We start from the raw sequence: 21,516 nt of genomic DNA, 5'->3' as shown, positions 1-21,516 counted from the left end.
ACCCCGCCGCCACGCTGAACTTACATTCGTCAGAAATGAACGCACATTCACAAGGGCGCCTGGCCGTGGTGACCGGCGCCGGTTCGGGCATCGGCAAGGCGATCGCGCTGGCGTTCGCCGCACAGGGCGACCGGGTGATCGCCGCCGACCTCGACGAGGCCGCCGGCGCGGCCACCGCCAAGGAGCACCCCGGGCTGATCACCGCGCTGCCGGTGGACGTCGCCGACCCGGCCCAGGTCGACGCCCTGCGGGACGCGACGCACGGCGAAGCCGGCGTGCCCGACATCGTCATCAACTCCGCGGGATGGGATCGCACCGATCAATTCCTCAACGCCACACCGGAATTCGCGGCCAAGGTGGTGGCGATCAACTACCTGGGACCGGTGCACGTCTGCGCCGCGTTCCTGCCGGGAATGATCGAGACGCACGCCGGCGGGCGGGTCGTCAACGTGGCCAGCGACGCGGGCCGGGTCGGCAGCGCCGGGGAATCCATCTACGCCGGCGCCAAGGGCGGGGTGATCGCGCTGACCAAGTCGCTGGCCCGGGAGATGGCCCGTCATCAGATCACGGTCAACTGTGTGTGCCCCGGCCCGACCGACACACCGCTGTTCCACGCCCAGCCCGAGAAGCTGAAAGAAGCGCTGGTCAAAGCCATCCCGTTTCGCCGCCTAGCGCGACCCGAGGAGGTCGCCGCGGCCGTGCTGTTCTTTGCGTCGCCCGCCGCGTCGTTCATCACCGGACAGGTGATCAGCGTCAGCGGTGGCCTGACGATGGCTGGTTAAAGGCCGGTTAGTGGCAGGCTGAAACCTATGAGCACGCACAAACCTCCCGCCTTCGACCGGTACGACCCCCTGGGCCTGGACGCCTCGCTGTCCGACGACGAGCTCGCGGTGCGCGCCACCGTCAGAGAGTTCTGCGCCGAGCACGTCCTTCCCTACGTCGCGGAGTGGTTCGAGATCGGCGACCTGCCGGTGCGCGAACTCGCCAAAGGGTTCGGACAGCTCGGCCTGCTCGGCATGCACCTGGAGGGGTACGGGTGCGGCGGCGCCTCCGCCGTGCACTACGGCCTGGCGTGCGTGGAGCTGGAGGCCGCCGACTCCGGCCTGCGGTCGATGGTCTCGGTGCAGGGATCGCTGGCGATGTTCGCGATCTGGAACTTCGGGTCCGAGGAGCAAAAGCAGGAGTGGCTGCCCGGTATGGCGACCGGCGAACTGCTGGGGTGTTTCGGGCTGACCGAACCCGACGTGGGATCCGATCCGGCCGCGATGAAAACCCGTGCGCGACGCGACGGTTCGGATTGGGTGCTCAATGGCCGAAAGCTGTGGATCACCAACGGCTCGGTCGCCGATGTCGCGGTCGTGTGGGCGGCCACCGACGAGGGAATTCGGGGCTTTCTGGTGCCGCCCAGGACACCGGGATTCACCGCCAACACCATCCACCACAAGCTGTCGCTGCGGGCATCGATCACCAGCGAGCTGGTGCTCGACGACGTGCGGGTGCCCGCCGATGCGATGCTGCCCGAGGCGAAAGGCCTGCGGGGGCCGCTGTCCTGTTTGTCCGAGGCGCGCTACGGAATCATCTGGGGTGCCATGGGCGCGGCGCGGTCGGCCTGGCAGGCCGCGCTCGACTACGCCACGCAGCGCACCCAATTCGGGCGGCCGATCGCCGGATTCCAGTTGACCCAGGCAAAGCTCGTCGACATGGCGGTCGAGTTGCACAAGGGTCAGCTGCTGTCGCTGCAACTGGGCCGCCTCAAGGACAGCGTCGGACTGCGTCCCGAGCAGGTCAGCTTCGGCAAGCTGAACAACACCCGGGAGGCCATCAAGATCTGCCGGACCGCTCGAACGATTCTGGGCGGCAACGGCATATCGCTCGAGTACCCGGTCATCCGGCACATGGTCAACCTGGAGTCGGTGCTCACCTACGAAGGCACCCCAGAGATGCATCAGCTCGTCCTGGGCCAGGCGTTCACCGGTAGCGACGCCTTCCGGTAACCGGGGGAAGACATGGCCGCACGTCCGGAGTACACCGAAGAGCACCGGCAGTTCAGGGCGCTCGTCCGCGAGTTCGTGCAGCGGGTGGTGGTCCCGGCGCACGAGCGGGCCGAAACGCGGGGACAGTGGGACCGCTCGCTGTTCATCGAAGCGGGAAAGCTTGGGCTGCTCGGCTTTTCGGTGCCCGAGCAGCTCGGCGGCCCGGGAGTCAACGACTTTCGCTACAACGCGATCGTCATCGACGAACTGCAGCGGGCCGGCGCGGCGGCAGAGGCGATCGCGTTCACGCTGCAGAACGACGTGGTGCTGCCCTATCTCACCGACCTGGCCACGCCCGAGCAACAACGGCGCTGGCTGCCCGGCGTGGTGACCGGCGAGACGGTGCTCGGCATCGCCATGACCGAACCCGGCACCGGCAGCGACCTGGCCGGGATCCGCACCGCGGCGGTCCGAGACGGCGACCACTACGTCGTCAACGGCGCCAAGACGTTCATCTCCAACGGCCAGTGCGGCGACCTGTTCGTCGTCGCCGTGCGGACGTCACCCGATCGACACAAAGGCCTGTCGCTGCTGGTGGTCGACGCCGACACCCCGGGTTTCTCCCGGGGCCGCAACCTGGACAAGATCGGCCTGCACGCCCAGGACACCAGCGAGCTGACGTTCACCGACCTGCGGGTGCCCGCGGCCAATCTGCTCGGGGAAGAGGGCGCCGGCTTCTACCAGCTGATGCAGAACCTGCCGCAGGAGCGCCTTGCGCTGGGGGTGGGGGCGGTGGCCGCCGCCGAGGCCATCCTGGCCGAGACGCTGGAGTACGTGCGCGGACGCAAGGCGTTCGGCACGCCGATCGCCGGCTTCCAGCACAGCCAATTCGTTCTCGCCGAGGTGGCGACCGAAATCGACGTCGCCCGAACCTATCTCGACGACTGCCTGGCCCAGCACCTGACCGGCGAGCTGACGGCCGCGCGGGCCGCCCGGTTGAAATGGTGGACCACCGAACTGCAGGTGCGCACGGCCGATCGCTGCCTGCAGCTGCACGGCGGCTACGGCTACATGCGCGAGTACGCCGTGGCGCGCGCGTTCGTCGACGCCCGCATCCAGACGATCTACGGCGGGACCAACGAGATCATGAAGACGATCGTCGCCAAGGACCTGGGCATCTGATGGCGGTCGACTATGGCGCCCTGCCCGTCGAGGAGGCCGTCCGTGCGGCCCGGGCCAGCGCGCGGCGCCGCCAGGTGCTCGACGCCGCGGTCAAGGTCATGGGAACACACGGCTTCCACCAGATGTCCATGCAGGATCTGGCCGCCGAGGCCAAGGTCAGCGTTGGCCTCATCTACACCTATTTCGGCGGCAAGGAGGACCTGCTGCTGGCCACTATCGTGCGGATCCTCGACGTGTTCCGCGACCAGCTGGCGCCCGTGATGGCCGCCGCCGGCGACGACGTCGTGGACCAGCTGGCCGCGGGCATCAGCCGCTACATCCAGATCGTGGACGAGAACCTCGACGGCGTGGTGCTGACCTATCGGGAGAGCCGGACGCTGGCGCCGGCCGACCGGGCCAGGATCAAGGAACTCGAAATCGCCTCCGCCGCACCGCTGCGCGCGGTCATCGAAACCGGTATCGCCGCGGGCGTCTTCCGCGATGTCGACGTCGACCTCACCGTGTTCGACATCATGCTGCTCGCCCACGGCTGGGCGCTCAAGCACTGGCATTTCGGTCCCGCCTACACCCGCGACGAGTACATCCGGCTGCAGACCCGCCACCTGCTCCACGCATTGGTGCGCGACGACCGTCGCGCCGATTACGAACACGTGCTGGAATGAAGCCATGAGACTCACCGCGCTCCGTAACATGGCCGCCGCGTTCGCGCTGGGCGCCGTCGTCGTGGCGCCGACGGCCGGCGCCGACCCCACCGTCGCGCTGCCCCCGATGACATCGAACGGCGGCGGCCCGATCATCGGCGGTGGCAGCAACGCCGGGATCGCGCAGCAGCTGTTCAGCTTCGGCACTCCCAACGTGCAGGAGGTCGACGGCTCGGACGCGGCGCAATTCATCACGGCCGCCGCCGGGAGCGCCAATCCTCAACTGGCCGCCCCCTTCTCGCTGATGCGCCGGGCGCTGGCATGCCAGACGAACAACGCCGGGTTCGGGGCGCGCGCCTACCGGCGCAGCGATGGGCAATGGGGCGGCGCGATGGTGGTCGCGGCCAAGAGCGCGACGCCCAACATGGACGGCCTGGCGGGCTGCGCCAAGACGAATTGGCGCAGGGCCACGGCCGGCACGCAGAGCTCGCTCTGCAACAGCGGCTGGAGCACCCCCAACACCTACGAGAGTCGCCGCGGCGAGACCTACTACATCCTGCTCGCCGGCACCTCCGACGACTTCTGCACCGCGGTCAACGGGAAATTCAAGGACAACTCCAACGGGTGGCCGTTCTAGCCCGCGGCTCGAAATGGGTTGCGCGAGTGGCTGGTTCGGCCTTCAGCCGGCCGACCCTCGCCCAGACTAAGGTAAGGGTTACCATTCTCGAATATCCCCGTGGCCACAATTAATCCCGCCATAAGTTGCCGCCGTTTGAATTCAATACATTTCATGCGAACGGGGAACTCCCACCGGAAAGACCGGCGCGCCGGGTTTTCGAAATCCACTGTCGCAACGGCGAAGACGCCGTAGACTTCCGCCATCGGGTGATCGGGTGATCGGGCAAACAAAAGAAATTGTCCATCCATGAACGGGGTTGGCGTTATGTCACGATTGACCGGCAAAATCATTCTCGCAGCGATGCTCGGATTCACCGTCTGCGCGGCTTCGGCTTGCACGACGCCGATAACCATCGACTGCGGTCCGGGCCTGACCTGCCAGTAACCGCAGGCCTTATCCGCGGCTTCGGCAAGGGATCGCCCACCCCCGCGGCGGGCGATCCCTTGCCGTACCGCTGAGTTCATTCGGATTGTGCTGTGCGACAGCCGGATCTGCGGGCTCCCGTGCCGATCTGTGCCTTGCCGTGACGTCCGAGGGGTCCTAGTCGTACGGTGGACATGCGCTGGCAGCAGCGTGCGACCAGAACGACGAGGCCAATAAGGGGTGAGCATGTCGCGTCATCACGTCGTCATCATCGGAAGCGGATTCGGCGGTTTGAACGCGGCCAAGGCCCTCAAACGGGCGGACGTGGATGTCACGTTGATCTCGAGGACGACCACTCACCTGTTCCAGCCGCTGCTGTACCAGGTGGCCACCGGCATCCTGTCCGAAGGCGACATCGCCCCGACCACCCGGCTGATCCTGCGTCGGCAGAAGAACGTCCGGGTGCTGTGGGGCGAGGTCAGCGGCATCGACCTGACGGCGAAGACCGTGACGTCGCACCTGATGGGCATGGAGACGGTGACGCCCTTCGACAGCCTCATCGTGGCCGCCGGCGCGCAGCAGTCCTATTTCGGCCACGACGAGTACGCCGCCTTCGCGCCCGGCATGAAGAGCATCGACGACGCCCTCGAGCTGCGGGCCCGCATCCTCGGTGCGTTCGAGGCCGCCGAAGTCGCCACCGACCCGGACGAGCGGCAACGCCGCCTGACGTTCGTGGTGGTCGGCGCCGGGCCGACCGGAGTGGAGCTGGCCGGCGAGATCGTCCAGCTCGCCGAGCGCACCCTAGCCGGGGCTTTCCGGACGATCACGCCCAGCGAATGCCGGGTCATCCTGCTCGACGCGGCGCCCGCGGTGTTGCCGCCGATGGGTGAAAACCTGGGCCTCAAGGCGCAACGCCGGCTGCAGAAGATGGACGTCGAGATCCAGCTCAACGCGATGGTGACCGCGGTGGACTACATGGGCATCACCGTGAAAGACGCCGACGGCAGCGAGCGCCGCATCGAATGCGCGTGCAAGGTGTGGGCCGCGGGCGTGCAGGCCAGCGCGCTGGGCAAAATGGTCGCCGAGCAGTCCGACGGAACCGAGACCGACCGCGCCGGACGGGTCATCGTCGAGCCCGACCTGACCGTCAAGGGGCATCCGTACGTGTTCGTGGTCGGCGACCTGATGTCCGTCCCCGGCGTACCGGGGATGGCCCAGGGCGCGATCCAGGGCGCGCACTACGTCACCAATCTGATCAAGCAGGCGGTGAAGGGCCACGACGATCCGGCCAACCGCAAGCCGTTCAAGTACTTCGACAAGGGCAGCATGGCCCTGATCTCGCGGTACAGCGCCGTCGCGAAGGTAGGCAAGCTGGAGTTCGGCGGCTTCATCGCCTGGCTGGCGTGGCTGCTGTTGCACCTCTTGTACCTGGTTGGTTTCCGCAACCGCATCGCCGCCATGTTCTCCTGGGGGATCTCCTTCCTGGGCCGCACTCGCGGCCAGATGGCCATCACCAGCCAGATGATGTACGCCCGGCCGGTGGTGGACTGGGTGGAGCGGCAGGCGCAAGAGGGGACGCTGGCGGCGGCCGAACGCATCGACGCCGCCGAGAAACAAGCCGGTTAGCTCAGCGCCTGGTCGATGTCGGCGATCAGGTCGTCGGTGCCCTCCAGCCCGACCGAGATCCGGACCACGCCGTCGCCCAGGCCGATCGCGGCGCGGCCCTCCGGGCCCATCGCCCGGTGGGTGGTGGTGGCCGGGTGGGTGACAAGGGATTTGGCGTCGCCCAGATTGTTGGAGATGTCGATCAGCCGCAGCTTGTCCAGCACCTCGAAGGCCCGTTGCTTGGCGGCGCTTTCGGGGCAGTCGAGCGCGAAGGTGATCACCGTGCCCCCGCCCGACATCTGCCGCTTGGCCAGGTCGTATTGCGGGTGCGACGGTAGATACGGGTAGCGAACCCAGCTCACCGCCGGATGGGTCTCCAGGAATTCCGCGATCCGGTGCGCCGAGGAGTTGCTGTGCTCGACCCGGATCGCCAGCGTCTCAAGGCCTTTCACCAACACCCAGGCATTGAACGCGCTCAGCGCCGGTCCGGTGTGCCGCATCAGCTTCTGCACCGGGCCGTCGATGTACTCCTTGTCGCCGAGGATGGCGCCGCCCAGCACCCGGCCCTGACCGTCGATGTGCTTGGTGCCCGAGTACACCACCACGTCGACCCCCAGGGGAATGCCCTGCTGCAGCAGCGGTGTGGCAAAGACATTGTCCAACACCACTTTTGCCCCCGCCGCGTGGGCAAGATCGACGACCGCGGCGATGTCCACCAACGACTGCATCGGGTTCGACGGCGTCTCGAAGAACACCGCCGCGGTGGGGACGGACAGCGCCTCCTCCCACTGCGCGAGGTCGTCGCCGTCCACGAAGACGGTCTCGACGCCCCAGCGCGGCAGGATCTCGTTGCACACCACGAAACACGACCCGAACAGGCTGCGCGCCGCGACCAGCCGGTCCCCGGCGCCCAGCAGCGCGCCCAGCGAGGTGAACACCGCGGCCATTCCGCTCGCGGTGGCGAACGCCGCGGGGGCGCCCTCGATCAGGCGCAACCGCTCCTCGAACATCGTCACGGTCGGGTTCCCGTACCGCGAGTACACGTAGTGGTCGAGCTCGCCGGTGAACGAGCGCTCCGCGACGGCCGCCGAGGAGTAGACATAGCCGGACGTCAAAAACATCGCCTCGGCCGTCTCGTCGAAGCCCGAGCGCAGCAGCCCGCCCCGCACGCCGAGGGTGGCCTGACTGACGCCGTCGGGCAGCGCCTTGGGGGCGCGGACGGAATCCCCCGAGGGGTGGGTCATAGCTGCTTCCAGGGCAATCCGATGGCGCGCCAGCCCGATTCGCCGCGCAGCCCCCGGGCGTTCGGGTGGCCCTCGAAGCCGTCCAGCACGTTGTAGGCCGGCGTGATGCCGGTCCGGGTGGCGACCTCGGCGGCGCCGATCGAGCGGTTGCCCGAGCGACACAGGAAGACGACCGGACGTTCGGCGTCGGTTTCAGGCACCCGGTCGCGCAGTTCGTCGGCGAAGTTGGCGTTGTACCTGCCATCCGAGGTGTTCCACTCGATGAACACCACCTCGCGGCCCAGGCTGGACAGGTCGGGCACCCCGACGAACCGCCATTCGTCGTCGGTGCGCACGTCGACCAGCACAGCGTCGGGGTTCTCGCTGAGCAGTTCCCATGCCTGCTGGGGGGTGATGTCTCCGGCGTAGCCCGCGCGCTCTGTGCTCATGACCTCGAATCGTAACGAGGTCACCTTGCCGCCCGATAACTCAGTGCGCGGGCTCGCGCGCGGCCAGGCGGCTGGCGACCTCGCGGGCGCGGTCGAGCGCCGCAGCCACCTCCGGCGCCGTCGCCAACGCCTGGTATCCGCGCCCGACCACGCGCAGGTCGCTCTCCGGCACGCTCAGCGCCCGGGCCAGCGCGGCGCTCGGCGCGTCGGCGCGCTCGACCCGGTGGGCCGCGCCCGGCGAAATCATCATGGTGTCCACCGGCAGGCCCAGAACGGTGCGGGCCTGCAGCTCGAACGCCGAGAGCCGCTGGCTGGGCACCGTCGCCCAGGCGCTGGCGGTGGGGAAGGGCGTGACGTCGGCGAAGTACACCTCGTCGCCGTTGATCATCAACTCGACGCCGAATACGCCGCGGCCGCCGAGCGCCTTGACGATCCGCGCCGCGATCGATTTGGCGGCATCCATCGCCGCCGCGCTCATCTGCTGCGGTTGCCACGATTCCAGCGCGTCGGCGTGGCCACCGCGATGGCCGATGGGCGAGCAGAATTCGATCGCCGGTCCCCCGGGCCCGTCGCTGCGGACGGCCAGCAGGGTGACGTAAAACTCGACCTCCACCACGGTTTCGGCCAGCACGCGGTGCTGGTCCCCGTAACCTCCCGTCGCGCGCTGCCAGGCCGCCGCGAGGTCGTCGGGGCCCGACGCCACCGACTGTCTCCGCCCGGCGGCCGCGAGCACCGGCTCCACCAGCAGCGGGTAACCGGCGTGGGCCCCGACCGCCTCGAGTTCGCCGGCGGAGCCGGCGAACCAGAACGGCGCCGTGGGCAGCCCCAGCTCGTCGGCGGCCAACCGGCGCAGGCCCTCCCGGTCGGCGGCCAGCCGCACGGCCCGCGCGCCGGGCACCAGCTGGGTGCCCCCGGCCTCGAGGCCCTCGAGCGCCCGGGGCGCAACGGCGTCGGTGGCGGCCACGACGACGTCCGCGTGCAGCCCCCGCACCGCCTTGGTCAGCTCCTCGGCGTCGGTCATCGGGACCGCCAGCGACTCATCGGCCACCCCGTCCGCGCGCTCACCGACGACGATCACCCGCGCGCCGAGGCGCCCCAGCGCGATCGACAGTTCCCGGCTGAGCTCACCGGAACCCAGCACCACCACGCGCGGCCTGGCGTCGGCTTCCGTGGTCGGCGCTTGCGAGGGCACGGCGAGCGCGGTGGTCCTGTCGTCTTGTCCTTCGGTCGGGCCGTCAGTCACCGCTCAAGGATAGGTCGGTCGCGCGGGTGCCAGGCCTGGCCGCGCTAGGGCGACTGCCCGGCTAGGGCTGGCCGGGAAGCAGCCGCACCATCAGCCCGTTGGCCTCCGCCAGCACCGCTTCGTGGCCATCGACGAGTTCCGCGGCCACGAACGCCTTGCGGCCCTCGGTGCTCGTGACGCGGCCGCGCACCGCCAGCGGCGCGTCGATCGGGGTGACCTTGCGGTAGTCGACGTGCAGGAAGGCCGTTCGGCTGATGGGACGCCCCGCGGCATGCGACACCATGCCGAACATGTGGTCGAACAGCAGCGGCAGCACGCCGCCGTGCACGGCGTGGTTCCCGCCGACGTGAAACCGGCTGAAGTAGCCGGTCATCTCGACCCCGTCCGGCGCGTATTTCGTCAACGTCCAGGGCGGCAGCAGCAGGCTGCCCATGCCGGGCAGGTCGGGCGTCCGCCCGGCCGGCGCCTTGCCCTCGTCGGCCTGGAACGGGCCAAGCAGCTGCACCAGGGCCTCGGCGCGGTCGGCCGCGTCGTCCCACACGTCATCGCCGGGATCGGCGGACACGGCCAGGTCCTGCAGCTGGCGCATGGCCGCGACGAACCGGCCGAATCCCGGGCCGGGGCTGGCCGGGCCGTATTCGGGAAATCCGCCGTGGTGTTCGTATTCGGGGTCGAGCTCCTTGGGATCCGGCTCCGTCACGGGCGGGCCGCCAGGACGTCGCGGCGCACAATCGTCTGTTCCCGTCCCGGGCCGACGCCGATGCACGAAACATGGGCTCCGGCAAGCTCTTCCAGCCGCAGCACGTAATCACGCGCCTTGGCGGGCAGGTCGTCGAATTCGCGGGCGTCCGAGATGTCCTCCCACCAGCCCGGCAACTCCTCGTAGATCGGCTCGGCGCGGGCCAGGTCGGTCTGCGTCATCGGCATGTCGGCGGTGCGCTCGCCGTCGATGCGATAACCGACGCAGATCGGCACCGTTTCCAGGCTGGAGAGCACGTCGAGTTTGGTCAGGAAGAAGTCGGTGATGCCGTTGACCCGCGTGGCGTAGCGGGCGATGACGGCGTCGAACCAGCCGCAGCGGCGCCGCCGCCCGGTGGTCACACCGAACTCGCCGCCAGTCTTGGACAGGTATTCGCCGTTCTCGTCGAACAGCTCGGTGGGGAACGGCCCGGAGCCCACGCGGGTGGTGTAGGCCTTGAGGATCCCGAGCACGGTGGTGATGCGGGTGGGCCCGATGCCGGACCCGACGGCCGCGCCGCCGGCGGTCGGATTCGACGATGTCACATAGGGATATGTGCCGTGGTCGACGTCGAGCAGGGTGCCCTGGGAGCCCTCCAGCAGGACCGTCTCGCCGGTCTCGAGCGCGGCGTTGAGCAGCCGGCGGGTGTCGCGGATGCGATGGCGGAACCCCTCCGCCTGTTCCAGGAGGGCCTCGACGACCTGGTGCGGGTCCAGGGCCTTGCGGTTGTAGATCTTGACCAGGATCTGGTTCTTGAGTTCCAGCGCGGCCTCGATCTTGTGGGTCAGCTGGTCGGGGTCGAGCACGTCGGCGACCCGAATCCCCTGGCGGGCGATCTTGTCCTGGTAGCAGGGCCCGATGCCGCGGCCCGTGGTGCCGATCTTCTTGTTACCCATGTAGCGCTCGGTGACCTTGTCGATGGCCACGTGGTAGGGCAACAGCAGGTGCGCGTCGGCCGAGATCAACAGCTTGGTGGTGTCCACGCCGCGGTCCTCGAGGCCTTTGAGCTCGTCGAGCAGCACGCCGGGGTCGACCACCACACCGTTGCCGATGACGTTGGTGACGCCGGGAGTCAGCACTCCCGACGGGATCAGGTGCAGCGCGAAGTTCTCGCCGCTGGGCAGGACGACGGTGTGCCCGGCGTTGTTGCCCCCCTGATAGCGCACCACCCACTGCACGCGTCCACCGAGCAGGTCAGTGGCTTTACCTTTGCCCTCGTCACCCCATTGGGCGCCGATGAGGACGATTGCCGGCATGACTTGCTCCCGCCTGCTTACTGTGGCTCTACTGGCAGGGCGCCGTATCTCTCAGCGCCGCCACGGTTTTCGGCATCTCCCGTTGGCTCGGGCTGCCGACCTGTACCAGCGCCGCGGTTAACCACTTTAGGACCGGGCGCGTAGCCGGACGCGTCTTTGCTTGGCGCGCTCACGTGGCGATCCTAAACGTCGGGTAGCTACGGACTTGTGCCAAGGGCCGATTGATCGCTGCTCGTGTCCCGGACGGCCGCGGCTCATCCATCCGTCGCCGCGGGCAGCCGTCCGCTGAGCGGCATTTCCGCCGATGGGCCTGCGCTCGGAGCACTTGCCGGCACGGGCGGTTTGCCCGCACATACACCGCCGCGGGTCGGCGCGTCCAACATCAGGCACAAGCCCTTCGTGTCACGACGGGGCTTCTTGGCCGCCCAACCCTGCCACACGGGTTTCCCGTTCCAACTGACCAGCGTCCAGCCATCGTGCGGATTGCCCTGGATTTCGACAACGCCGGCGTTGGGCAGCGGATCGAAGAGCAAGAGCAGCGGGTCGGGGTTCTTGACGGTCATCATCGTCCCGACGCCGATCGCAAACTCGCTGGAGACCGCCACTTCGGTGATCTTGCCGCCCGCGGACCGAACCGGGTTGGCCATGGCATTGCCGTACATCATTTGCAGGGAGTCGTTGAAGCGGCTCCCGTTGGTCACCGCGTTGCCGTACATCGTTTGCAGCGCGCCGTTGAAGCGTTTGTCGAATTCAAACCCGTTAGCGTCGGTGGAGCCCGGCGCCAGCATCGGCACGATGCGTAGCCCCAGCAGCCACGCCACCGGGCCTAGCAGGTAGACCAGCCCAGCGAGGCTGAACTGGGGTAAGCCATTGAAGGCGCCGGCGTCGATCTCGTTGAGCCCGGGCAATGCCTGAACATTCATCCCCAACATGGCCGCCAACGGCGCCGCGGTCTGCTGTGTCCTGATCAACTGCGACGCGTAAATCGCGGCCACCGGGCCCTGCGCGGCGAGCACGTTGGCGATGTTCTGCGCCTGTTTCTGGCCGAGCGCAGTGAGTACCGCTCCGGGCACCGACGTGTCGATCACGCCCGCCGCATTGGCCTCCGATTGGCCATGCCGCACCAAGTCGATCACGATCGATTCGTCGGCCGAGGCCCTCGCCGGCCCGACGCACAGCAGGACAGTCGAAAGCGCTACGGCGCCAACACGGCGGAGTTGCTTCGTCAGCAATGGACGCGCGTGGGGCCGGTACCAGATACGGGCGGCGCGCTTCGCGCGGTTGAGAAGACGGCGGTGAGTCGGCGAATGGCAGTTCTCCGTTCTCTTAGCCACCCATTCGTTTGACCCCGTGGCAGGAGTAAAGTATCCGGTTGTTACCAGGCGGTGGCGCAACGACTTTCATAGTCTGAAACCATGTTGTGACTGCGTCGTTATCGTGAGATCGTGCCGTGCACAGACGGTCTGGCTGCCGAGCAAACGAGATACGTTGAAAAACAAGAATATTGGTACTGCTCAATTGGACGGGCTGTGACGCGAGAAGATCCTCCCGTAGGGGTGTTGGTGTTCGGCGATCGGCGCGTGCCACGGCCGCTCACCGGCGTGCCGGTTCACTCGGCCGACACCGACGCCGCGATCGGCCCCTACCCGCGGCTCGTCGTGATAGGGGCCGACGCCGACCTGGCCGCCGTGCTGACCCGGCTGCTGCGCGCCGACCGGCTCGACATCGAGGTGGCCTACGTGCCGCGCCGCCGCACCCGCGCGACCCGGATCTACCGCCTGCCCGCCGGGCGGCGCGCGGCGCGGCGCGCCCGGCGAGGGCCCGCGCGGCGCGTCACCCTGGTCCGCGACGAGACCGGGTCCGTGATCGTCGGCCGGGCCGCCTGGCTGCCCGGCGAAGGCCGGCGCCTGCGCGGCGAGGCCGTCGTCGACGACACCGTGTTGTTCGACGGCGACGCCCCCGCCGTCGACGTCGAGCCGACGCTGGCCGTCCCGGGCCTGCGCGCCCGCGTGGCGACGGGCCGGCGCCGCTGGGTCGCCGGCCGCGCGGTCCAGCTGGGCAGCACCGGCGTCACCGTGGTGCGCGACGGCGTGCCCGCGCCGCGCCCGGCGCGCCGGTCCACGTTTTACCGCAACGTCGAAGGCTGGCTGGCGGTCCGCTAGTTTCGACCGGTGAGCCTGCCCGCCCGGCGCGAATCGGTCCGTCCCAGCCCCATATTCCTGGCCCTCGTCGGCCTGACGGCGGTGGGCGGCGTGCTGGCCTGGCTGGCCGGCAGCACCGTGCGGCCGCTGGCGTATTTCGGGGTGTTCACCTTTGTGATCGCCGGCTGGTTGGTGTCGCTGTGCCTGCACGAGTTCGGGCACGCCGTGACCGCCTGGCGATTCGGCGACCACGACGCCGCCGTGCGCGGCTACCTGACGCTAGATCCGCGGCGCTACAGCCATCCCGCGCTGTCGCTCCTGCTGCCGATGGTGGTCATCGCGCTGGGCGGCATCGGCCTGCCGGGCGCCGCGGTGTACGTGCGGACCTGGTTCATGACGCCGAACCGGCGCAGCCTGGTCAGCCTCGCGGGGCCGGCCGCCAATCTGGTGCTGGCGGTGCTGCTGCTGGCGCTGACGCGGTTGTTCTACGACCCTTTCCACCAGGTGCTGTGGGCCGGGGTCGCGTTCCTGGGTTTTCTGCAGCTGACCGCGGTGGTGCTCAACCTGCTGCCCATCCCGGGCCTGGACGGCTACGACGCCCTGGAGCCGCACCTGAGTCGGGAGACGCAGCGCGCGGTGGCGCCGGCCAAGCAGTACGGCTTTTTCATCCTGCTGTTCCTGCTCCTGGCCGCCAGCCATTGGTTCTTTCAGATGGTGCTCTGGCTGTTCGAGTTCTCCGGCGTGCCGACGTGGCTGGTGTCCGCGGGCAACGTGCTGACCCGCTTCTGGAGCCGCTGGTTCTGACCCTTGCCATATATGCGTGGATCCGCATACATTGCACGGCATGGGCGCCGGTCACAATCACAGTCCCGCCGAGACCGATGGGTCCCGGCTGATTCCCCGCATGGTCGCCGCCGCCGCAATTCTGGCGGCGTTTTTCGTCATCGAGTTGACTACCTCGTTGCTGATCAACTCGATCGCGCTGCTGGCCGACGCGGGCCACATGCTGACCGACGTCGTCGCCGTCTTCATGGGCCTGGCCGCGGTGACGCTGGCCCGGCGGGGCAGCTCGTCACCGTCGCGGACGTACGGCTGGCACCGGGCCGAGGTGTTCACGGCGGTCGCCAACGCGGGGCTGCTGATGGGGGTCGCGCTGTTCATCCTCTGGGAAGCCATCCAGCGGCTCAGGGAGACCCCGTCGGTCCCCGGCATGCCGATGATCGTGGTCGCGCTGGCCGGGCTGCTCGCCAACCTGGTGGTCGCGTTGCTCCTGCGGTCGCACTCCGAACAGAGCCTGGCGGTCAAGGGCGCCTACATGGAGGTGGTCGCCGACAGCGTCGGCAGCCTGGGCGTGCTGATCGCCGGTGTGGTGACCGTGACGACGCGGTGGCCGTATGCCGACGTGGTGGTCGCCGTGCTGGTCGCGCTGTGGGTGCTGCCGCGGGCGATCTCGCTGGCCCGCGACGCGTTGCGGATCCTCTCCGAATCGTCGCCGACCCACATCGACGTGGAGGAGCTGCGCTCGGCGCTGGGCGCCGTCGACGGCGTGTCCGAGGTCCACGACCTGCACGTCTGGACGCTGTCGCCGGGCAAGGACATGTGCACCGCGCACTTGCGGAGCACCGGTGACTCCACCCGGGTGCTCCACGACGCGCGTGCGGTGCTGTCGGCCCGCGGGCTGCAGCACGCCACCGTCCAGATCGACACCCCGGGCGACGCGGGCTGTTCGGAAAACTTCTAGAGCCCCAGGGCCGGGCGCGCCTCGGGGTCGCAGTCGTCCAGCAGATCCAGGCAGCGCAGGTACTCGTCGGGCTCGCCGATCGTGTCGGCGGCCTGCGCCAGCGCCGCGACGCACCGCAGGAACCCGCGGTTCGCCTCGTGCGCATACGGGACCGGGCCGAAACCCTTCCAGCCGTTGCGCCGCAGCTGGTCCAGGCCGCGGTGATAGCCGGTCCGGGCGTACGCGTAGGCGGTGATGGCCTGGTCGTCGGCCAGCGCCTGCTCGGCCAGTGCCGCCCAGGCCACCGACGCCGACGGGTGCGCGGCGGCGACGATCCCGGGTTTCTCGCCGGCGAGCAGTTCCGCCTCGGCGTCGGGATCGCCCGGCAGCAGGGTCGGATCAGGTCCCAGAAGGTCTCGCGGCGGCGTCATGGCTCCTATTCTGCAGCTGCCCCGTTTCGCCGGGGTGGCGGACCTCGACCATCGCCCCATCGATGGGGGCGGGTCGCTAAGCTCCAACTACCCCACCCGATAGCGGAGGACAGCCGTACTCATGCCCCAGCCACCCGAGCCCGACCGCGGCGGCGCGCCGCATCCGCCTGGGCACGAATGGGCCGCGCAATCAGGCGAGGACGCGACCGAGAGCGTCCCGCTGGTACCCAGCGACTCCGAGACCGAGACGGTGGTGATCAAACCCGATTCCGTCGGCGATCCGAAGGATCCCGAGCAGGAAGCGGACGGCCAGCAGCGCGAACGCCGTTTCACCGCGCCCGGATTCGACGCGCGAGAGACCACGGTGATCGCCACCACCCCGGAGCCCGCCACCGAAGTGTTCTCGACACCTCCGGAAGGCCAGACAGCACAGTTCGGCCAGCCCGCCAAACCGGCTGTGCCGCAATCGATCCCACCCCGGCTAGGGGGAAAGCTCCGCACGTCCCGGCAGTTCAACTGGGGCTGGGTGCTGGCGCTGGTCCTGATCGTGCTGGCGCTGGCCGCCATCGCGATCCTGGGCACGGTGCTGCTCACCCGCGGCAAACACACGAAGGTGTCGCAGGAAGACCGGGTTCGGACCACGATCCAGGGCTTCGACACCGCGATTCAAAAGGGCGACCTGACCACGCTGCGCACCATCACCTGCGGCACCACCCGCGACGGGTACGCGGACTACGACGAGCATTCGTGGGACGAGACCTACCGCCGGGTCTCGGCGGCCAAGCAGTATCCGGTGATCGCCAGCATCGACCAGGTGGTGGTCAACGGCCAGCACGCCGAGGCCAACGTCACCACGTTCATGGCGTACGACCCCTCGCTGCGGTCGACCCGCAGCCTGGACCTGCAGTACCGCGACGAGCAGTGGAAGATCTGCCAGTCCCCGAGCGGCTAGGTCACCCGTCAGCGCCGAACGTGTAACCAGGGCGAATTTCGGGCCGGAATTTCGCCATGAGTGCACGCTCGGCGAAGCCGCTAGCCGCCCACGGACTTTCCGGCGCAGTGCAGGTCGGCGCAGGCCTCCACCACGCGCTCGGTCATCGAGGCCTCGCCCTTCTTCAGGTAGCTGCGGGGGTCGTAGACCTTCTTGGCGCCCACCTCGCCGTCGACCTTCAACACGCCGTCGTAGTTGCTGAACATGTGGCCGGCGATCGGGCGGGTGAACGCGTACTGGGTGTCGGTGTCGACGTTCATCTTCACCACGCCGTAGCGCAGCGACTCCTCGATCTCGGACTTGAGCGAGCCCGACCCGCCGTGAAAGACGAAGTCGAACGGCTTGGCGCCGTCGGGCAACCCGAGCTTGGCGGCGGCCACCTGCTGCCCCTGGGCCAAAATGTCGGGGCGCAGCTTGACGTTGCCCGGCTTGTAGACGCCGTGCACGTTGCCGAACGTCGCGGCCAGCAGGTACTTGCCGTGCTCCCCGTGGCCCAGGGCCTCGATGGTCTTCTCGAAGTCCTCCGGCGTGGTGTACAGCTTGTCGTTGATCTCGTGGGCGACGCCGTCTTCCTCGCCGCCCACCACTCCGATCTCGATCTCCAGGATGATCTTGGCGGCCGCGGCCTGCTTGAGCAGTTCCTGCGCGATGACCAGGTTCTCGTCGATCGGCACGGCCGAGCCGTCCCACATGTGCGACTGAAACAGCGGGTCCTGACCCACGGCCACCCGCCGGGCCGAGATCGCCAGCAGCGGCCGCACGTAGCTGTCCAGCTTGTCCTTGGGGCAGTGGTCGGTGTGCAGCGCCACGTTGATCGGGTACTTGGCCGCGACGACGCGGGTGAACTCGGCCAGCGCCACCGCACCGGTCACCATGTCCTTGACCCCCAGGCCGGAGGCGAATTCCGCACCGCCGGTGGAGAACTGGATGATGCCGTCACTGCCGGCGTCGGCGAAGCCCTTGATCGCGGCGTTGACCGTCTCGGAGGAGGTGCAATTGATGGCCGGGAAGGCGTACGAGTTCTCCTTGGCACGTCCCAGCATCTCGGCGTAGACCTCGGGGGTGGCGATGGGCATGGGCTCCTCCTGGCGACTGGGCCCATCCAGTATCGCAACACCGGTATGTTGAAGCATCGTGAGCACCACCGTGACGGCCCTGCCGCACATCTTCGACCCGATGTACTGGTTGGGCGCCGACGGGGTCTTCGGATCCGCGGTGCTGCCCGGCATCCTGGTCATCGTCTTCATCGAGACCGGCCTGCTGTTTCCACTGCTGCCCGGCGAATCGCTGTTGTTCACCGGTGGGCTGTTGGCCGCGCACCCGAACCCACCGGCCAGCATCTGGGTGCTGGCCCCGGCCGTCGCCCTGGTGGCGATCCTGGGCGATCAGACCGGCTATTTCATCGGCCGGCGGATCGGCCCGGCGCTGTTCAAGAAGGAAGACTCCCGGTTCTTCAAGAAGCACTACGTGACGGAGTCGCACGCCTTCTTCGAGAAATACGGGCCGTGGGCGATCATCCTGGCGCGGTTCGCGCCGTTCGTGCGGACGTTCGTCCCGCCGGTCGCCGGGGTGTCCTACATGCGCTACCCGGTATTCCTGGGCTTCGACATCGTCGGCGGCATCCTGTGGGGCGGCGGCGTGACGCTGGCGGGCTACTTCCTGGGCAACGTGCCGTTCGTACACCACAACCTGCAGAAGATCCTGCTGGCGATCCTGGTGATCTCGCTGATGCCGGCGTTCATTGCGGCCGTGCGGAGCTACCGGGCCCGCCGGCGGGGGGCGGCCGGCGGGGAGCCCGACTCAGGACACCCGACTCCTGCGGTACGCAACGAAAGCGTCTAGCAGTTCCGGTCGGTCGATCGAGCTCTGCTGCACGGCCTCGCCCGGCGCGGCGCCCAGCAGGATCCGCTTGATCGGGATTTCCAGCCGTTTGCCGGTCAGCGTCCGCGGTATGCCGGGGACCGCGAGGATGTCGTCGGGCACGTGGCGCGGGGAGGCATGCTGACGAATGGCCGCCACGATCCGCGACCGCAGCCCGTCGTCGAGTTCGGCGCCGTCGGCCAGGGTCACGAACAGCGGCATCCAGTACCCGCCGTCGTCCTGCTCGACGCCGACCACCAGGCAGTCACCCACCTCAGGCATGCCCTCCACCGCCGTGTAGATCTCCGCGCTGCCCATCCGCACGCCCAACCGGTTCAGGGTGGCGTCCGAACGACCGTGCACCACAACGGATCCCCGATCGGTGATGGTGATCCAGTCGCCGTGACACCACACCCCCGGATACTTCTCGAAGTAGGCGGCCCGGTACCGGCTGCCGTCGTCGTCGTTCCAGAAGAACACCGGCATCGAGGGCATCGGCTCGGTGATCACCAGCTCGCCCTCTTCACCGATGACCGGATGGTTCGGCCCGACCCAGGATTCGATGGCCGCGCCCAGGCAGATGCACGACAGCTCACCGGCCACCACCGGCAGGATCGCGCAGCCGCCGATGAAGGCGGTGCAGACGTCGGTGCCGCCGCTCATCGAGATCACCGGCACTGACCGGCCGAGTCCCTCTTGGACCCAACGGAATCCGGACGCGGGCAGCGGTGAACCGGTGGAACCCACCGCGCGCAACCCGTCCAGCGGGTACGTCGCCCCCGGCTTGAGCTCCTTCTTGGCGCAGGCCAGCAGGTAACCCGCCCCGGCTCCGAGGACGTTGACTTGCGCCTCGGCGGCGACCCGCCAGAGCCCGTCGGTGCCCAAATGCGTTGGGCTGCCGTCGTAGAGCACGATGGTGGTGTCGGCCAGCAGCCCGGACAGCTGCAGGTTCCACATCATCCAGCTCGTCGAGGAGTACCACAGGAAGCGCTCGCCGGCGTGCAGCTCCAGTTGCAGGCTCAGGTACTTCAGGTGCTCGAGCACCACGCCGCCGTGACCGTGCACGATGCCCTTCGGCTTGCCGGTGGTGCCGGACGAGAACATCACCCACAGCGGGTGCGCGAACGGCACGGGGGTGATGTCCAGCCCGGCATCCGATTCCACCGCCGTCGCCCACGCGACGCTGTCGCCGTCGGCCGCGAGCCCCAGCCGCGGCACCACCACGGTGGCCCGCAGGCTGGGCATCGCCGCCCGGATCGTGTCCAGCTCCGCGCGCCGGTCGATGCGCTTGCCGTCGTACACCGACCCGTCGGTGGCCACCAGCACCGCCGGCTCGACCTGGCCCAGGCGCGCTATCACGCCGTCGACGGCCACGTCCTGGTTGCACACCGCCCAGCTCGCGCCCACGGCGGCAGCGGCCAGGGCGGCGACGGCGGCCTCGGCGACGTTGGGCAGGTAGCCGACGACGGCGTCCCCGGGGCGCACCCCGAGGCCGCGCAGGTAGGCGGCGAACGCGCCGGTCTCCCGCCGCAGCCGCGCCCACGACCACTCGCACGCGCCGTCCTCGCCGACGACGATCATGGCGGGCCGCTCGTCGGTGGCGTGCCGGAAGATCTCGGTGGCGTAGTTGAGCGTGGCGCCGGGGAACCACTCGGCGCCGGGCATGGCACGGTTGCCCAGCACCGCGCGGGGCGGGCTGTCCGCCTCAATGTCGAAGTACTGCCAGACGGCGTCCCAGAACCATTCGATGTCCTCGACGGACTTGCGCTGCAGCGCGTGGTAGTCGCCGTAGCGGCCGCGGCCCGTCTTGGCAAGCCACGCCATGAAGTGGGTGAGGTTTGCCTGGGCCAGCGTGGCTTCGTCGGGAATCCAGCTGCCGGGCTCGGTCACGTCGCACTCCCTGCGGTCACGGCGGTGACGTTACAGGCGGCCTCCATCAGCATCCACCCCGACAGCTGCACCGACAGGTCCCGTTCGGCCACGTCGGAACTGTTCACCGCGCCGTCGACGAACTGCGCCTCCCCGGCGGCCTGGCTGGGCAGCTGCGCGTCGCGGTCCCAGAACGGGCCGAACAGCGGCAGCCCGTCCACCGTTTGGCGGTAATCCCACGCCGACTTCGCGCTGGCCAGCACGATCCGCCGGGCGGTGTCGCGGGCCGCGGCGTCGTCGGCCGACTCACCCGGCAGGGTGGTGGCGACCAGCGCGAGGTAGCGCGCGGTGACGCCGGAGAACAGGCCGCCGTCCCCGCCGCCGGCGCCGGCCAGCACGCCCGTCGGCGCCATGTGTTCGGCGACGGCCGCGACCAGCCGGTGCACCCGGGGCGCGTGCCGATCGTCATGGGTGCGTGCCGCGAGTTCCGTTTCCAGGCCGAGCACCACGCCCTGGCAATAGGTGTACTGGGCGCGGACCAGGGAGCCGGCCTTGATGCCGTCGAACACCAGGTGCGTCTCCGGGTCGATCAGGGTCTCGTCGATCCAGTCGGCCATCTGCTGGGCGCGCCGCATCCGGTCGGAGTAGCGGGCCAGGAAGATCCCCGCCGGGCCGTTGGCCGGGGCGTTGAAGAACTGGTCCTGCTTGCGCCATGGGATGCCGCCGCCGTCCTCGGGCACCCACGCGTCGAGGAATTGCTCGGCCAGCTTAGGCAGGGCGCGGTGGCGCTCGACGCCCGCGATCCGGGCGGCGCGTTCCAGCGCCAGCGCCAGCCAGGCCATGTCGTCGTAGTAGCTGTTGGTCCAGCGAAAGTTGTTGCGCAGCCGGTGCGAGCGGACCTGCCGGTTGATCTTGGTGCGCCGTTCGGGTTGCGGGTCGCGCAGCTGCGCGTCGACCAGGCAATCCAGCAGGTGCGCCTGCCACCAGTAGTGCCAGGTGCCGAACATCCGGTCGCGCCGGGTCGGCGGCCAGGCCACCACGCCCAGCTGAGTCCCGGGCAGGCCCCACAGCCGTTTCAGGTGTCGTTGCGCGACAGCGGCTTCGGAGCTGGCCGCCCGGTTGGCCCATAGCTGATCCATACCGCCGATCCT

Annotated in this window: 22 protein-coding genes; 11 read left to right on the top strand and 11 right to left on the bottom strand. The window is 69.0% G+C overall.

All coding sequences use genetic code 11. The features are described from left to right. The first annotated feature begins 35 nt into the window (after positions 1–35). Genes A5758_RS03075 through A5758_RS03055 form a run of 5 tightly spaced genes read left to right on the top strand, consistent with a single transcriptional unit; the run spans position 36 to position 4,433 of the window. The gene (locus A5758_RS03075; RefSeq protein ID WP_067736293.1) at positions 36–782 is read left to right on the top strand and encodes an SDR family NAD(P)-dependent oxidoreductase; all 747 of its coding nucleotides are present in this window, start codon (positions 36–38) and stop codon (positions 780–782) included. 27 nt (positions 783–809) lie between these two features. After that, positions 810–1,994, top strand: a complete 1,185-nt coding sequence (locus A5758_RS03070; RefSeq protein ID WP_067212802.1) for an acyl-CoA dehydrogenase family protein — start codon at positions 810–812, stop codon at positions 1,992–1,994. Between the two features lie 12 nt (positions 1,995–2,006). Beyond that, positions 2,007–3,155, top strand: coding sequence for an acyl-CoA dehydrogenase family protein (locus A5758_RS03065; RefSeq protein ID WP_067736290.1), 1,149 nt, complete (start codon positions 2,007–2,009; stop codon positions 3,153–3,155). Further along, entirely contained in the window at positions 3,155–3,817 is a 663-nt protein-coding gene (locus tag A5758_RS03060) for a TetR/AcrR family transcriptional regulator (protein ID WP_067736287.1), read from the top strand. Before A5758_RS03065 ends, A5758_RS03060 begins: the two co-directional genes overlap by 1 nt. A gap of 4 nt (positions 3,818–3,821) precedes the next feature. After that, entirely contained in the window at positions 3,822–4,433 is a 612-nt protein-coding gene (locus tag A5758_RS03055) for a hypothetical protein (protein WP_067736284.1), read from the top strand. On the opposite strand, the gene A5758_RS25585 is transcribed toward A5758_RS03055, so the two are convergent. Continuing rightward, a complete protein-coding gene (locus A5758_RS25585) occupies positions 4,430–4,939 on the bottom strand; it encodes a hypothetical protein (protein WP_156622477.1) in 510 nt (169 codons plus the stop codon). The genes A5758_RS03055 and A5758_RS25585 overlap by 4 nt on opposite strands. A gap of 145 nt (positions 4,940–5,084) precedes the next feature. Here A5758_RS25585 and A5758_RS03050 point away from each other — a divergent pair, with 145 nt between their 5' ends. Next, complete coding sequence (locus A5758_RS03050) at positions 5,085–6,464, top strand: NAD(P)/FAD-dependent oxidoreductase (RefSeq protein ID WP_066954629.1); 1,380 nt, start codon at positions 5,085–5,087, stop codon at positions 6,462–6,464. Here A5758_RS03050 and A5758_RS03045 read toward each other — a convergent pair. From A5758_RS03045 to A5758_RS03020, 6 genes are all read right to left on the bottom strand, one after another. Beyond that, entirely contained in the window at positions 6,461–7,687 is a 1,227-nt protein-coding gene (locus tag A5758_RS03045) for an O-succinylhomoserine sulfhydrylase (RefSeq protein WP_067736281.1), read from the bottom strand. The genes A5758_RS03050 and A5758_RS03045 overlap by 4 nt on opposite strands. Then, complete coding sequence (locus A5758_RS03040; protein WP_067212787.1) at positions 7,684–8,115, bottom strand: rhodanese-like domain-containing protein; 432 nt, start codon at positions 8,113–8,115, stop codon at positions 7,684–7,686. The genes A5758_RS03045 and A5758_RS03040 overlap by 4 nt, the downstream gene beginning before the upstream one ends. A gap of 40 nt (positions 8,116–8,155) precedes the next feature. Continuing rightward, complete coding sequence (gene purT, locus A5758_RS03035) at positions 8,156–9,358, bottom strand: formate-dependent phosphoribosylglycinamide formyltransferase (protein WP_067736278.1); 1,203 nt, start codon at positions 9,356–9,358, stop codon at positions 8,156–8,158. Positions 9,359–9,419: 61 nt separating this feature from the next. After that, positions 9,420–10,058 carry a PaaI family thioesterase gene (locus A5758_RS03030; protein WP_067736275.1) on the bottom strand — a complete coding sequence of 213 codons (639 nt, stop codon included), beginning with the start codon at positions 10,056–10,058 and terminating at the stop codon, positions 9,420–9,422. Next, complete coding sequence (locus A5758_RS03025) at positions 10,055–11,353, bottom strand: adenylosuccinate synthase (RefSeq protein WP_067212774.1); 1,299 nt, start codon at positions 11,351–11,353, stop codon at positions 10,055–10,057. The genes A5758_RS03030 and A5758_RS03025 overlap by 4 nt, the downstream gene beginning before the upstream one ends. Positions 11,354–11,607: 254 nt before the next feature. Next, positions 11,608–12,585 (bottom strand): histidine phosphatase family protein, encoded by a 978-nt coding sequence (locus tag A5758_RS03020; protein ID WP_067736271.1) that lies wholly within the window; start codon positions 12,583–12,585, stop codon positions 11,608–11,610. A 297-nt stretch (positions 12,586–12,882) separates the two neighbouring features. Between A5758_RS03020 and A5758_RS03015 the strand changes: the two genes are divergently transcribed. Genes A5758_RS03015 through A5758_RS03005 form a run of 3 tightly spaced genes read left to right on the top strand, consistent with a single transcriptional unit; the run spans position 12,883 to position 15,235 of the window. Beyond that, on the top strand, positions 12,883–13,515 hold the full coding sequence (locus tag A5758_RS03015) for a peptidase M50 (protein ID WP_067736268.1): 633 nt from the start codon (positions 12,883–12,885) through the stop codon (positions 13,513–13,515). Positions 13,516–13,524: 9 nt separating this feature from the next. Then, positions 13,525–14,298 (top strand): site-2 protease family protein, encoded by a 774-nt coding sequence (locus tag A5758_RS03010; protein ID WP_067212766.1) that lies wholly within the window; start codon positions 13,525–13,527, stop codon positions 14,296–14,298. A gap of 40 nt (positions 14,299–14,338) precedes the next feature. Then, entirely contained in the window at positions 14,339–15,235 is an 897-nt protein-coding gene (locus tag A5758_RS03005) for a cation diffusion facilitator family transporter (RefSeq protein ID WP_067736265.1), read from the top strand. Here A5758_RS03005 and A5758_RS03000 read toward each other — a convergent pair. After that, on the bottom strand, positions 15,232–15,645 hold the full coding sequence (locus A5758_RS03000) for a DUF3151 domain-containing protein (protein WP_067736262.1): 414 nt from the start codon (positions 15,643–15,645) through the stop codon (positions 15,232–15,234). The genes A5758_RS03005 and A5758_RS03000 overlap by 4 nt on opposite strands. Before the next feature lie 121 nt (positions 15,646–15,766). On the opposite strand from A5758_RS03000, the gene A5758_RS02995 reads away from it, so the two are divergent. After that, positions 15,767–16,597 carry a hypothetical protein gene (locus A5758_RS02995; protein WP_067736259.1) on the top strand — a complete coding sequence of 277 codons (831 nt, stop codon included), beginning with the start codon at positions 15,767–15,769 and terminating at the stop codon, positions 16,595–16,597. 80 nt (positions 16,598–16,677) lie between these two features. Here the strand turns inward: A5758_RS02995 and fbaA are convergent, their stop codons facing one another. Then, entirely contained in the window at positions 16,678–17,712 is a 1,035-nt protein-coding gene (gene fbaA / locus A5758_RS02990; RefSeq protein ID WP_067736415.1) for a class II fructose-bisphosphate aldolase, read from the bottom strand. A 58-nt stretch (positions 17,713–17,770) separates the two neighbouring features. Between fbaA and A5758_RS02985 the strand changes: the two genes are divergently transcribed. Then, positions 17,771–18,478 carry a DedA family protein gene (locus A5758_RS02985; protein ID WP_066954668.1) on the top strand — a complete coding sequence of 236 codons (708 nt, stop codon included), beginning with the start codon at positions 17,771–17,773 and terminating at the stop codon, positions 18,476–18,478. Here A5758_RS02985 and A5758_RS02980 read toward each other — a convergent pair. Both A5758_RS02980 and A5758_RS02975 read right to left on the bottom strand, forming a co-directional pair. Next, positions 18,437–20,386 (bottom strand): acetoacetate--CoA ligase, encoded by a 1,950-nt coding sequence (locus A5758_RS02980; RefSeq protein WP_067736256.1) that lies wholly within the window; start codon positions 20,384–20,386, stop codon positions 18,437–18,439. The genes A5758_RS02985 and A5758_RS02980 overlap by 42 nt on opposite strands. Beyond that, positions 20,383–21,504, bottom strand: a complete 1,122-nt coding sequence (locus A5758_RS02975) for a glycoside hydrolase family 76 protein (RefSeq protein WP_067736253.1) — start codon at positions 21,502–21,504, stop codon at positions 20,383–20,385. Before A5758_RS02975 ends, A5758_RS02980 begins: the two co-directional genes overlap by 4 nt. Positions 21,505–21,516: the final 12 nt, after the last annotated feature.

This window comes from Mycobacterium sp. 852014-50255_SCH5639931, from assembly GCF_001665605.1.
GTDB classification, from domain to species: domain Bacteria; phylum Actinomycetota; class Actinomycetes; order Mycobacteriales; family Mycobacteriaceae; genus Mycobacterium; species Mycobacterium paraffinicum.
This window is presented reverse-complemented; position numbering and strand designations above follow the sequence as displayed.

Coding starts and splice junctions, on each gene's coding strand:
- A5758_RS03060 (WP_067736287.1), top strand. CDS start 3,155: ATGGCGGTCGACTATGGCGCCCTGCCCGTCGAGGAGGCCGTCCGTGCG.
- A5758_RS03000 (WP_067736262.1), bottom strand. CDS start 15,645: ATGACGCCGCCGCGAGACCTTCTGGGACCTGATCCGACCCTGCTGCCG.
- A5758_RS03055 (WP_067736284.1), top strand. CDS start 3,822: ATGAGACTCACCGCGCTCCGTAACATGGCCGCCGCGTTCGCGCTGGGC.
- A5758_RS03075 (WP_067736293.1), top strand. CDS start 36: ATGAACGCACATTCACAAGGGCGCCTGGCCGTGGTGACCGGCGCCGGT.
- A5758_RS03050 (WP_066954629.1), top strand. CDS start 5,085: ATGTCGCGTCATCACGTCGTCATCATCGGAAGCGGATTCGGCGGTTTG.
- A5758_RS03025 (WP_067212774.1), bottom strand. CDS start 11,353: ATGCCGGCAATCGTCCTCATCGGCGCCCAATGGGGTGACGAGGGCAAA.
- A5758_RS03040 (WP_067212787.1), bottom strand. CDS start 8,115: ATGAGCACAGAGCGCGCGGGCTACGCCGGAGACATCACCCCCCAGCAG.
- A5758_RS02995 (WP_067736259.1), top strand. CDS start 15,767: ATGCCCCAGCCACCCGAGCCCGACCGCGGCGGCGCGCCGCATCCGCCT.
- A5758_RS03065 (WP_067736290.1), top strand. CDS start 2,007: ATGGCCGCACGTCCGGAGTACACCGAAGAGCACCGGCAGTTCAGGGCG.
- A5758_RS03070 (WP_067212802.1), top strand. CDS start 810: ATGAGCACGCACAAACCTCCCGCCTTCGACCGGTACGACCCCCTGGGC.
- A5758_RS03045 (WP_067736281.1), bottom strand. CDS start 7,687: ATGACCCACCCCTCGGGGGATTCCGTCCGCGCCCCCAAGGCGCTGCCC.
- fbaA (WP_067736415.1), bottom strand. CDS start 17,712: ATGCCCATCGCCACCCCCGAGGTCTACGCCGAGATGCTGGGACGTGCC.
- A5758_RS25585 (WP_156622477.1), bottom strand. CDS start 4,939: ATGAACTCAGCGGTACGGCAAGGGATCGCCCGCCGCGGGGGTGGGCGA.
- A5758_RS02975 (WP_067736253.1), bottom strand. CDS start 21,504: ATGGATCAGCTATGGGCCAACCGGGCGGCCAGCTCCGAAGCCGCTGTC.
- A5758_RS03005 (WP_067736265.1), top strand. CDS start 14,339: ATGGGCGCCGGTCACAATCACAGTCCCGCCGAGACCGATGGGTCCCGG.